The 11,590-nt window shown below is 64.2% G+C and carries 9 protein-coding genes; 7 read left to right on the top strand and 2 right to left on the bottom strand.

The features are described 5' to 3' along the window. Positions 1-114: 114 nt before the first annotated feature. The 6 genes from B2U07_RS10665 to B2U07_RS10640 all read left to right on the top strand — a co-directional run bounded on the left by B2U07_RS10665 (position 115) and on the right by B2U07_RS10640 (position 7,373). Positions 115-1,455 carry an MFS transporter gene (locus tag B2U07_RS10665; RefSeq protein ID WP_275546951.1) on the top strand — a complete coding sequence of 447 codons (1,341 nt, stop codon included), beginning with the start codon at positions 115-117 and terminating at the stop codon, positions 1,453-1,455. Between the two features lie 21 nt (positions 1,456-1,476). Next, positions 1,477-3,033 carry a galactarate dehydratase gene (garD, locus tag B2U07_RS10660; RefSeq protein WP_275546950.1) on the top strand — a complete coding sequence of 519 codons (1,557 nt, stop codon included), beginning with the start codon at positions 1,477-1,479 and terminating at the stop codon, positions 3,031-3,033. A 1-nt stretch (position 3,034) separates the two neighbouring features. Further along, complete coding sequence (locus B2U07_RS10655; RefSeq protein WP_275546949.1) at positions 3,035-4,453, top strand: FAD-binding oxidoreductase; 1,419 nt, start codon at positions 3,035-3,037, stop codon at positions 4,451-4,453. Positions 4,454-4,479: 26 nt separating this feature from the next. Then, positions 4,480-5,421, top strand: coding sequence for a 2-hydroxyacid dehydrogenase (locus tag B2U07_RS10650; RefSeq protein ID WP_275546948.1), 942 nt, complete (start codon positions 4,480-4,482; stop codon positions 5,419-5,421). Between the two features lie 264 nt (positions 5,422-5,685). Next, positions 5,686-6,615, top strand: a complete 930-nt coding sequence (locus B2U07_RS10645) for an ABC transporter ATP-binding protein (RefSeq protein ID WP_197855053.1) — start codon at positions 5,686-5,688, stop codon at positions 6,613-6,615. Then, a complete protein-coding gene (locus B2U07_RS10640) occupies positions 6,612-7,373 on the top strand; it encodes an ABC transporter permease (protein WP_275546947.1) in 762 nt (253 codons plus the stop codon). The genes B2U07_RS10645 and B2U07_RS10640 overlap by 4 nt, the downstream gene beginning before the upstream one ends. Before the next feature lie 256 nt (positions 7,374-7,629). On the opposite strand, the gene B2U07_RS10635 is transcribed toward B2U07_RS10640, so the two are convergent. Together B2U07_RS10635 and lon are read right to left on the bottom strand one after the other, a co-directional pair. Continuing rightward, the gene (locus B2U07_RS10635; RefSeq protein ID WP_275546946.1) at positions 7,630-8,022 is read right to left on the bottom strand and encodes a protease inhibitor I42 family protein; all 393 of its coding nucleotides are present in this window, start codon (positions 8,020-8,022) and stop codon (positions 7,630-7,632) included. Positions 8,023-8,182: 160 nt separating this feature from the next. Next, complete coding sequence (gene lon / locus B2U07_RS10630) at positions 8,183-10,576, bottom strand: endopeptidase La (RefSeq protein WP_275546945.1); 2,394 nt, start codon at positions 10,574-10,576, stop codon at positions 8,183-8,185. A 214-nt stretch (positions 10,577-10,790) separates the two neighbouring features. On the opposite strand from lon, the gene B2U07_RS10625 reads away from it, so the two are divergent. Next, positions 10,791-11,540 (top strand): AraC family transcriptional regulator, encoded by a 750-nt coding sequence (locus B2U07_RS10625; RefSeq protein WP_275546944.1) that lies wholly within the window; start codon positions 10,791-10,793, stop codon positions 11,538-11,540. Positions 11,541-11,590 lie beyond the last annotated feature (50 nt).

Below are 11,590 nucleotides of genomic sequence, written 5' to 3'. Positions count from 1 at the left end.
CGTGACTACAATCGGTGGGCTAAAGCCCACCCTACGGATTGATGACCTTGGCTGACGCGGAACGCCGGCCCACCTTACAGGCTGAACTTTCCTTCTGTCTCACGAGCCTTGCCGATGCCAGATGCCAAACCGGGTCGGGTGCGCTACAGCATTCTGCTGATGCTGTTTCTCGTCACCACCATCACCTTCGCCGATCGCTCCAGCCTGTCGGTCGCCGGTTCGGCGATGCAGGCCGGCCTGGGCATCGACGCGGTGACGCTCGGCTACATCTTCTCGGCGTTCGGCTGGGCCTACGTGATCGGGCAAATTCCCGGTGGCTGGCTGTTCGACCGCTTCGGCACCAAGCCGGTGTACACCCTGGCGCTGTTCATCTGGTCGGCGCTGACGCTGCTGCAGGGCTTCGTCGGCTGGCTGCCGACGACCTGGGCAGTGACCTCGATGTTCCTGCTGCGGTTGCTGGTGGGCTTTGCCAGTGCGCCGTGCTTTCCGGGCAATGCGCGCATCATTGCCTCCTGGTTTCCCACCGCGGAGCGCGCCACGGCCACGGCCATCTCCAGCTCGGCGCAATATGCCGCCACGGCGGTGTTCGCGCCGCTGATGGGTTGGGTGGTGCAGGCGATGGGCTGGCAGTCGGTGTTCATCGTGCTCGGTTGCCTGGGCCTGGCGTTGTCGTTGCTGTGGCTGAAGCAACTGCATGGTCCGCGTCAGCATCCGCGTATCGAGGCAGCTGAACTGGAGCACCTGGAGCGAGGCGGGGCGTTGATCGACCTCGAAGGCCAGCGTGGCAATGCTGGCGGCTCGCAGTGGCGGCACCTGGGCCTGTTGCTCAGGCAACGCACGATGATTGGCATTTACTTCGGTCAGTACTGCAACAACGCCATTACCTACTTTTTTCTCACCTGGTTTCCCGTTTATCTGGTGCAGGCGCGCGGCATGAGCATTCTCGGCGCCGGTTTCGCCGCCGCCTTGCCGGCCATCAGCGGTTGCGTCGGTGGCGTGCTGGGTGGATTGTTGTCCGACGGCATGCTGCGCCGCGGCCATTCGCTGACCCTGGCGCGCAAGCTGCCGATGGTGCTTGGCCTGCTGCTGTCGAGCAGCATGGTGCTGTGCATCTTCGCAGGCAGCGACGCCGCGGTGGTGGCGCTGATGGCCCTTGCCTTCTTCGGCAAGGGGCTCGGCTCGCTGGGCTGGACGCTGGTGGCCGATACCTCGCCGCGGCAGATTCTTGGCCTGTCCGGCGGGCTGTTCAATACCTTCGGCAACCTGGCGGCGATCACGACACCTATCGTCATCGGCTACCTGGTAAGCCGTACCGGATCATTCGATTGGGCGTTGGCCTATGTTGGCCTCAATGCCCTGCTGGCGGTCGTGAGCTTCGGCCTGATCGTCGGCCGTATTCACAGGGTCGAACTGGACAATGGCGCCTCTGGCTCCACATCCGGCTCGGTATCCTGAGCGCACACAGGAGCAAGCATCATGCAGTTGATTCCCCATCAGGATTCGCCCCGTTATATCCGCCTGCACCCGAGCGACAACGTCGGCGTGGTGGTCAATGACCAGGGCGTAGCAGTCGGCGGTCAGTTCGACGATGGCCTGAAAGCCATCGAAGGCATTCCGCAGAGCCACAAGGTGGCGTTGGTCGACATCGCCGAGGGTGGCGAGGTGGTGCGCTATGGCGAGGTCATCGGCTATGCGCTGAAAGCCATCGCCGCCGGCAGCTGGGTGACCGAGCAGGTGCTGCGCATGCCCGAGCCGCCGGTGCTGGACAACCTGCCCAAGGCGACCATCCAGGCTACGCCGGGCGAGCCGCTGGAGGGCTACACCTTCGAGGGCTTCCGCAACCCGGACGGCAGCGTCGGCACTCGTAACATTCTCGGCGTGACCACCACCGTGCAATGCGTGGTCGGCGTGCTCGATCATGTGGTTGAGCGCGTGCGCAAGGAAATCCTGCCCAAGTACCCCAACGTCGACGACGTGGTGGCGCTGTCGCACAGCTACGGCTGCGGCGTGGCGATCAACGCGCCGGACGCCGTGGTGCCGATCCGCACCCTGTACAACATCAGCCGCAACCCCAACCTGGGTGGCCAGGCGCTGGTGATCAGCCTGGGCTGCGAAAAGCTGCAGGCCAACCAGCTGATGGATGGCGACCAGCTCACCAACGGCATGGACGAGGAAGACTGGCTGTTCCGCCTGCAGGATTCCGGCACCGGCTTCACCGGCATGGTCGAGCAGATCATGGGCATGATCGAGGAGCGCCTGCAGGTGCTCGACCAGCGTCGCCGCGAGACTGTACCGGCGGCCGAGCTGGTGGTCGGCATGCAGTGCGGCGGCAGCGACGCCTTTTCCGGCATCACCGCCAACCCGGCCCTGGGTGTGGCCGCCGACCTGCTGGTACGCGCCGGTGCCACCGTGATGTTCTCCGAGAACACCGAAGTGCGTGACGGCATCCACCTGCTCACGCCGCGCGCCGCCAGCGTCGAGGTGGCCGATGCGCTGATCCGCGAGATGGACTGGTACGACCGCTACCTGCAGCGCGGCATGGCCGATCGCAGCGCCAACACCACGCCGGGCAACAAGAAGGGCGGGTTGAACAACATCGTCGAGAAGGCCATGGGTTCGATCGCCAAGTCCGGCAACGGCACCATCACCGGTGTGGTTTCCCCGGGCGAGCGCATTCGCGGCAAGGGCCTGTGGTTCTGCGCCACGCCGGCCAGCGACTTCATCTGCGGCACGCTGCAGCTGGCGGCGGGCATGAACCTGCACATCTTCACCACCGGTCGTGGCACGCCGTATGGCCTGTCGATGGTGCCGGTGATCAAGGTCGCGACCCGTACCCAACTGGCAGAGCGCTGGCCGGATCTGATCGACGTCGACGCCGGGCAGATCGTTTCCGGGCGCATGACGCTGGAGGAAATGGGCTGGCACATCTTCCAGCTCTATCTGGACGTGGCCAGCGGGCGCAAGCAGACCTGCGCCGAACACCTGCGTCTGCACAACGACCTGGTGCTGTTCAACCCGGCGCCGGTGACCTGATATGAGCGGCCTGTCCGAAAATCTCATTCAGACGTTGCGCGAGGTGGTCGGCGAGGCTGGCCTGATCACTGACGCCGAGCGTATGCAAAGCTACCTGAGCGACTGGCGCGGCGCCTATCGTGGCCAGGCGGCTGCGGTGCTGCGCCCGGCCTCGACCGAGGAGGTGGCGGCGGTGGTGCGTCTGTGTGCGCAGGCCGGCGTCGCCCTGGTGCCGCAAGGCGGCAACACCGGCCTGTGCGGCGGCTCGATCCCTGACGACTCCGGGGCGCAGCTCGTGCTGTCGCTGACGCGCATGAAGCGCATCCGCGAAGTGGACGTGGGCAATGAAACCATCACCGTCGAGGCCGGGGTGATCCTCCAGCAGTTGCAGGAGGCCGCCGCCGAAGTCGGCCGGCTGTTCCCGCTGTCGCTGGGCGCCGAGGGCAGTTGCACGGTCGGCGGCAACCTGGCGACCAATGCTGGCGGCACCGCCGTGCTGCGCTACGGCAACATGCGCGACCTGGCGCTGGGCCTGGAAGTGGTGCTGCCCGATGGGCGCATCTGGGACGGCCTGCGCGGCCTGCGCAAGGACAACACCGGCTACGACCTCAAGCACCTGTTCATTGGCAGCGAGGGCACCCTGGGCATCATCACCGCCGCCGTGCTCAAGCTGTTCCCCGCCGTGCGCAGCTTGACCACCGCCTGGGTGGCGCTGCCCAGCCCGCAGGCTTCCGTCGAGCTGATCGGGCAGATGCGCGGGCTGTGTGGCGACCGCCTGACCGGCTTCGAGCTGATGTCGCGGCAAAGCGTCGAGTTCGTCCTGCGCCATGTCGCCGGTGTCAGCGATCCCTTCGCCGAGGTGCACCCCTGGTACGTGCTGATCGAGCTGAGCGACACCCAGCCCAACGCGCCGTTGAACGAACTGCTCGAACAGGGCCTCGGCGAGGCCTTCGAGCTGGGCGTGGCGCTGGACGCCGTGGTGGCGGGTAGCGATGCGCAGGTGCACGCGTTGTGGGCGTTGCGCGAGGGCATTTCGGAGGCACAGAACCACGAGGGGCCAAGCCTCAAGCACGACATCAGTGTGCCGGTAAGCCGTATCCCCGACTTCATCGCGCGTACCGATCAGGCGCTGCAGCAGGCGTTCCCCGGTGTGCGCATCGTGGCCTATGGGCACGTCGGCGACGGCAACCTGCATTACAACATCAGCAAGCCAATCGGCGCCGAGGATGCCGTGTTCAAGGCGCAAGCCGAGGCGATCATGCGGGTGATCTACGACCAGACCCTGCATGATGCCGGCAGCATCAGCGCCGAACATGGCCTTGGCCAGTCCAAGCGCCTGGCCGCGCAGCATTACAAGGCGCCGCTGGAGCTGGAGTTGATGGCTCGAGTCAAGCAGGCGCTGGATCCAGCCGGACTGATGAATCCGGGCAAATTGCTGTAAATCGCATGATCGAAACAGGAGGTTCCATGAGCAAACCCAAGGTGCTGCAGATCGGCCCGCTGAGCGAGCGCTTCAACCGCGAGCTGGCCGAACAATACGAGGTCAGCGCGCTATGGCAACAGGCCGAGCCGCTGGCGTTCCTGCGCGAGCACGGCGAGCAGTTCATCTACATGGTGTCCTCGGCGCGTTTCGGCTGTACGGCCGAGCAGCTGGCGCTGCTGCCGAATCTGCGCGCCATCTGCAGTTTCGGTGTCGGCTACGACCCCTATCCGCTGGATCTGCTGCGCGATCGTGGCATCGTCCTCAGCACCACGCCGGACGTGCTCAACGACTGCGTGGCGGACCTGGCCATGGGCCTGATGATCGACAGCGCTCGGCGTCTGTCCGAGGGCGATCGCTTCGTGCGCAGCGGCGCCTGGAGCAGCACCACCGGGTTCCCGCTGGCGCGTCGGGTCAGCGGCAAGCGCCTGGGGATCGTCGGTCTCGGCCGCATCGGCGAGGCAGTGGCGCTGCGCGCCTCGGGTTTCTCCATGCCGGTGCGTTACCACAATCGCCGTGCGGTCGAGGGCAGCCCTTACCAGCATGAGCCGGATCTGCTGGCGCTGGCGCGCTGGGCGGACTTCCTGGTGCTGACCTGCCCGGGCGGCAAGGCCACCCATCATCTGATCAACGCCGAGGTGCTCGAAGCGCTGGGGCCTGATGGCTTTCTGGTCAACGTCGCGCGCGGCTCGGTGGTCGATGAGGCGGCGCTGATCACGGCGTTGCAGCAGAAGGTGATTGGCGGCGCCGGGCTGGACGTTTTCGAGCGCGAACCCCAGGTACCGGCCGAACTGCGCGAACTGGACAACGTGGTACTGTTGCCGCACGTCGGCAGCGGCAGCATCGAGACCCGCCAGCAGATGGCTGATCTGGTGCTGGATAACCTGCGAGCCTTCATCGCCACCGGCAGCCTCTTGACTCCGTTGTAGGGCGGGTGCAACCCGCCGCCTCAGTTGGCGGGTTGCACCCGCCCTACGGCCATGCGTGCGTTCAGGCGCACGCCACTGAATACGCCTGGCGGCACTCGCCGCCGGGCTTATCGTTACGGCGCCACAAGTGCCGTGATCGTTTCCTACCTCACCTGCAGCATCCCGGCGCACCACAAGTGCGCCGTTTTTTCCACTTCTGCGCTGATCTCGCTGTCTCAAGCCCTGTAAACTGTGGCGTTTTCCGCAGGCAAGGGGCTACCCACCGTGCACTCGGTCATTTCCATCCAGCAACTGAACAAGATCTATGCGTCCGGGCATCCTGCCCTGCAAGGCATCGACCTGGACATTCGCCAGGGCGAGATCTTCGCCCTGCTCGGGCCCAATGGCGCCGGCAAGACCACCCTGATCAGCATCATCTGCGGCATCGTCAATCCGGGCGAGGGCAGGGTGCTGGTCGGCGGTAAGGACATCGTCCGCGACTACCGCGCAGCCCGCTCGCAGATCGGCCTGGTACCGCAGGAGCTGGTCAGCGACGTGTTCGAAACCGTCTGGGCAACGGTCAAGTTCAGCCGTGGCCTGTTCGGCAAAAAACCAGACCCGGCCTACCTGGAACAGCTGCTCAAGGATCTGTCGCTGTGGGACAAGCGCAACGCCAAGATCATGGAACTGTCCGGCGGCATGAAGCGCCGGGTGATGATCGCCAAGGCGCTCTCTCACGAGCCGCAGATTCTCTTTCTCGACGAGCCCACCGCAGGCGTCGACGTGGAGTTGCGGCGCGACATGTGGAACATGGTGCGGCGCCTGCGCGAGCGCGGCGTGACCATCATCCTCACCACCCACTACATCGAAGAGGCCGAGGAAATGGCCGATCGTATCGGGGTGATCAGCAAGGGCCGCATCATCCTGGTGGAAGACAAGCAGGTGCTGATGCACAAGCTGGGCAAGAAGCAGCTGACCCTGCACCTGCAGCAGCCGTTGTCCTGCGTGCCGAGCGAGCTGGCGCGCTATGGCCTGGAGCTGGCGGATCAGGGCCATGCGCTGGTGTTCACCTTCGATGCCCAGCACGAGAACACCGGCATTGCCGAACTGCTGCGCGATCTCGCCCAACACGGCATCGATTTCAAGGATCTGCAGTCGAGTCAGAGTTCTCTGGAGGAGATTTTCGTGTCACTGCTGGAGGAGTCGCGCGCATGAACCTTTATGCCATCAAGGCCATCTACCTGTTCGAGCTGGCGCGCACCTGGCGCACCCTGTTGCAGAGCATCGCCACGCCGGTGATCAGCACCTCGCTGTACTTCGTGGTGTTCGGCTCGGCCATCGGTTCGAGCATGACCCAGGTGCAGGGCGTGAGCTACGGGGCCTTTATCATCCCCGGTCTGATCATGCTGGCGCTGTTGACCGAGAGCATCTCCAACGCGTCGTTCGGCATCTACATGCCCAAGTACTCGGGAAGCATCTACGAGATTCTTTCGGCGCCGGTGTCCTATCTGGAAATTCTGATTGGCTACGTGGGGGCAGCGGCGACCAAGTCGATGATCCTAGGTCTGATCATCCTGCTCACCGCAAGGCTGTTCGTCGATTTCGAAATTCAGCATCCGATCTGGATGGTGGCCTTCCTGGTGCTGACCGCGCTGACCTTCAGCCTGTTCGGCTTCATCATCGGCGTCTGGGCCGATGGCTGGGAGAAACTACAGATCGTCCCGGCGTTGATCGTCACGCCGCTGACTTTTCTCGGCGGCGCCTTCTACTCCATAAGCATGCTGCCGCCAGCCTGGCAGACGGTGACGCTGTTCAACCCGGTGGTGTACCTGATCAGCGCCTTCCGCTGGAGCTTCTATGGCGTATCCGACGTCAACGTCGGCGTCAGCCTGGCCATGGTGCTGGGCTTCCTGGCGCTGTGCATCGTGCTGGTGGGTTGGATCTTCAAGACCGGCTACCGGCTCAAGAGCTGAGGTCGGATGTGGGAGCGGCATTCGCGGCTGAAGCCGCTCCTACATAGGTCGCGTAGGCCTCGGTTTGTAGGAGCGGCTTCAGCCGCGAAACCAGCGATCATGCCTTTTGCTAATTCTCAGCCTGTAGGGCGGGTGAAACCCGCCATAACTAGGTGGCGGGTTGCACCCGCCCTATGGAAAGCATCTCAGCGGCGGCTAACGTCGAGCCGTTGCGGCTGTAGCCCCTCCCACAGAAGCCGTACCATGCGCGGCTATTTCACTTCACCCGCAATTCACAATCGAAGGTTTCCGCTGGCGGTACGTTGGGCTCCCACGGCTGCTGGTAAGTCAGCAGCAGGCGGCCTTCACCGGCTTCGCGCGCAGTGAAACGCCAGGTGGAGATGCCGCCAGCACCCACCAGCCCGGCGTCTTCCGGATTGCTGTAGACCTCCGGGCCGAGGCTTTGCAAAACCTTCTCTGCGCCATCGCGGATTTCCCAGCGAAATCCGGTGGTGGGGTTGCTGGGCAGGCTGAGAATCATTTGCTGGCCCTGATCGAGCGTCAGCGGGCACTGCCGATCCTTGTTCAGCTCCAGTGTGCCGGATTGATGCGCGCAGGCGGTTAGCAGGGCCAGGGCGGGCAGGGTAAGCAGGCGCAAGGTGGCGTGCATGACGAACTCCAGTCGACGAAACCTGGCCCAGCATAGCCGCATTGGCTTGTCGGTGGCGACCGTACAGGCGGGCAGCTGGGTGTAGGAGCGAGCTCTGCTCGCGAAGCTTTTCAGGCTCGCCGACATTCGCGGGCAGAGCTCGCTCCTACATTGGCCCTCTTTAGTCGAACAGCACTTTCGCCACGTCGCCATAGCGCTTGGCGAAGTGCACGGTCAGGCCTTCCTTGAGATAGTCCGGCAATTCCTCGTAACTGCCTCGGTTGGCCTCCGGCAGGATCAGCTCGAAGATCTTCTGCCGGCGCGCCGCGATCACCTTCTCGCGCACGCCGCCGATGGGCAGCACCTGGCCGGTGAGGGTCAGCTCGCCGGTCATGGCCACGCCTTTCTTCGGCGCCTGGTTGCGTGCTAGGGAGAGCAGGGCGCTGGCCATGGTGATGCCGGCACTGGGGCCGTCCTTGGGCGTGGCGCCTTCCGGCACGTGCAGGTGGACGAAGGCCTGGTCGAAGAAGGTCGGGTCGCCGCCGAATTGCTTGAGGTGCGAGCTGACGTAGCTGTAGGCGATCTCCGCCGACTCCTTCATCACCTCGCCGAGTTGGCCGGTGAGCTTGAAGCCGCGGTTGAGCGTATGGATGCGCGTCGCCTCGATCGGCAGGGTAGCGCCGCCCATGCTGGTCCAGGCCAGGCCGGTGATAACGCCTGTACCAGCCAGCACTCGCTCGTTGCGGAACACCGGCATGCCGAGCGCTTCTTCCAGGTCCTTGGCGCCGATGCGGATCTTCGCCTCGGGACTTTCCAGCAGTTTCACCACCGACTTGCGCACCAGCTTGCCCAACTGTTTCTCCAACTGGCGCACGCCGGCCTCGCGGGCATAGCCTTCGATCACCGCGCGCAGCGCCGCATCGCTGATCGACAGGCGCGCTTTCGGCACGCCGGCCTTGTCCAACTGCTTGGGCCACAGGTGGCGCTTGGCGATGGCCAGCTTTTCTTCGGTGATGTAGCCGGACAGGCGGATCACCTCCATGCGGTCGAGCAGCGGCCCGGGAATCGAGTCGAGGGTGTTGGCGGTGCAGACGAACAGCACCTTGGACAGGTCCAGGCGCAAATCCAGGTAGTGGTCGAGGAACTCGACGTTCTGTTCCGGATCGAGGGTCTCCAGCAGCGCCGAGGCCGGGTCGCCTTGGTAGCTGGTGCCCATCTTGTCGATTTCGTCGAGCATGATCACCGGGTTCATCACCTCGGCTTCCTTGAGCGCCTGTACCAGCTTTCCGGGCATGGCGCCGATGTAGGTGCGGCGATGGCCCTTGATCTCCGCCTCGTCACGCATGCCGCCCACCGAGAAGCGGTAGAACGGCCGGCCGAGTGATTCGGCGATGGACTTGCCGATGCTGGTCTTGCCCACGCCGGGTGGGCCGACCAGCAGCACGATGGAGCCGGCGATCTCGCCCTTGAAGGCGCCGACGGCCAGGAATTCGGTAATGCGCTGCTTGATGTCGTCCATGCCGGCGTGATGCTTGTCCAGCACCTTGCGCGCGCGGCCCAGGTCGAGCTTGTCCTGACCGTGAATGCCCCAGGGTAGGGCGGTTGCCCAGTCCAGGTAGTTGCGCGTGACGGCGTACTCGGGCGAACCGGTTTCCAGAATCGACAGCTTGTTCAGTTCTTCGTCGATGCGCTTCTGCGCCGGCGCCGGCAGGGTCTTGCCTTCGAGGCGGGCGAGGAATTCCTCGCGGTCGGCGCTCTTGTCGTCCTTGCTGATGCCCAGCTCCTGCTGGATCAGCTTGAGCTGCTCCTTGAGGAAGAACTCGCGCTGGCGCTCGCCGATCTGCTTGTTGACCTCGGCGGACAGCTCTTTCTGCAGGCGGCCGACCTCGACCTCCTTGCGCAGCAGCGGTAACACCTTCTCCATGCGCTTGAGCATGGGCACGGTATCCAGCACTTCCTGCAGGTCATGGCCGGAGGCGGTGGTCAGGGCGGCGGCGAAGTCGGTCAGCGGCGACGGCTCATTGGGGCTGAAGCGATTGAGGTAATTTTTCAGCTCTTCGCTGTACAGCGGGTTGAGCGGCAGCAGTTCCTTGATCGCGTTGATCAGGGCCATGCCGTAGGCCTTGACCTCGTCGCGCGGGTTGTTGGACGGCTGTGGGTATTCGACCTCGGCCAGATACGGGCCGCGGCGGCTGAGCCAGCTACGGATGCGTACGCGGGTCAGGCCCTGGGCGACGAACTGCAGCTTGCCGCCTTCCTCGCTGACATGGTGCACGCGCACCAGGGTGCCGTGTTCGGGCAGGCTGTCGACGTCGAACTCACCGTTCTCGTCCGGCGGATTATCGACGTAGAACACCGCCAGGCATTTGTGCTCGGTATTGTCCACGCGCTTGAGCGTGCGCCCCCATGGGTGCTCATTGACGATCACCGGCAACACCTGCGCGGGGAAGAACGGGCGATTGTTGATGGGGATGACGTAGAGCTTGTCCGGCAGCCTTTGTGCGGGCAGCACCAGGCCGGTGGCCGATTGTGCGTTTTCGTCGACAGCTTCGGAGTGGATGTCCTGATCGTTCATGGAGCACCTTTGCTTGCACGTTGAATGCTACATGGGGCGACCTCAGGATTTTTTCAACGTTTCAGCTGTGGGCAGGCAATTACTGATCCACGTGGGACGTATTGCCTAGTTTTGGTTGCTACAGGTGCAACCGTTTCGCTGATAGGTGGTTGCGGCGTTTTCGTTGGGAAAGGAGTAAAGTGCAACCCTCGTTTCGTGCCGCCAGTTTTTAGCGATGCTGCAAGCCCGTGTGATTCGCCTGGATGAGCAGGCCCATGAACATGCCCACGATCATCACCAGTTGGTGATGTCTCTGGTGGGCCGCGCCGAATTCGAGGTCGGCGGTCGCGGCGGGGAAGTCTGTCGGATGCGTGCCTGCCTGGTGCCGGGCGATGCAGCCCACCAGTTCGCCGGCATGGGCGACAACCGCATGCTGATTCTCGATCTGGACGAGCAGGACACGCCTAGCGAAGACCTGGAGTTGCTCCATCGTCTGTTCGAAACGCCGCGCTATCCTGCCCTCGATGTGGATTTTCAGCACCTGCTGACCTATGCCGGCGCCGAGCTGGAGCGTTATGGCAGTGATTCGATCCTCGCGCGCTCTCTCGGCGGCGTCCTGCTCCGTGCCCTGCACCTGCGCCTGTTCGGCGAGCAGCGCCGGCAGCCGCAAGGCGCGCTGGATCTGCAGCGGCTGGACGATTACATCGGCGAACACCTGGCGCGGCGCATCAGTGTTGCCGAGCTGGCGCACGAGATGTGCCTGAGTCCCAGCCACTTCCACGCCCAGTTCAAGGACTGCGTCGGCCTCACGCCACACCAGTACCTGCTCAAGACCCGCCTCGACCGCGCCGCGCGTATGCTGCGCGAGAGCAACCTGCCATTGGTGCGTATCGCCGAGGAATGTGGCTTTTCCAGCCAGAGCGCCCTGACTACGGCCATGCGCCGCTACATGGGCCTGACCCCGAAGCGCCTGCGCAGCGCCTGAGCGAAAGTGTTTTTGTGGGAGCGAGCTCTGCTCGCGAAGCGTCTATTGCT

The sequence above is a fragment of the Pseudomonas sp. UBA7530 genome (assembly GCF_002479365.1).
In the GTDB taxonomy this organism is placed as follows: Bacteria; Pseudomonadota; Gammaproteobacteria; order Pseudomonadales; family Pseudomonadaceae; genus Aquipseudomonas.
Note: the sequence above shows the minus strand (reverse complement) of the source record. Positions and strands in the feature narration are given on the sequence as shown.

Bases quoted from the DNA above. Each gene is read 5' to 3' on its own strand.
- B2U07_RS10650 (WP_275546948.1), top strand. From the start codon at position 4,480: ATGAGCAAACCCAAGGTGCTGCAGATCGGCCCGCTGAGCGAGCGCTTC.
- B2U07_RS10655 (WP_275546949.1), top strand. From the start codon at position 3,035: ATGAGCGGCCTGTCCGAAAATCTCATTCAGACGTTGCGCGAGGTGGTC.
- B2U07_RS10635 (WP_275546946.1), bottom strand. From the start codon at position 8,022: ATGCACGCCACCTTGCGCCTGCTTACCCTGCCCGCCCTGGCCCTGCTA.
- lon (WP_275546945.1), bottom strand. From the start codon at position 10,576: ATGAACGATCAGGACATCCACTCCGAAGCTGTCGACGAAAACGCACAA.
- garD (WP_275546950.1), top strand. From the start codon at position 1,477: ATGCAGTTGATTCCCCATCAGGATTCGCCCCGTTATATCCGCCTGCAC.
- B2U07_RS10640 (WP_275546947.1), top strand. From the start codon at position 6,612: ATGAACCTTTATGCCATCAAGGCCATCTACCTGTTCGAGCTGGCGCGC.
- B2U07_RS10625 (WP_275546944.1), top strand. From the start codon at position 10,791: ATGCTGCAAGCCCGTGTGATTCGCCTGGATGAGCAGGCCCATGAACAT.
- B2U07_RS10665 (WP_275546951.1), top strand. From the start codon at position 115: ATGCCAGATGCCAAACCGGGTCGGGTGCGCTACAGCATTCTGCTGATG.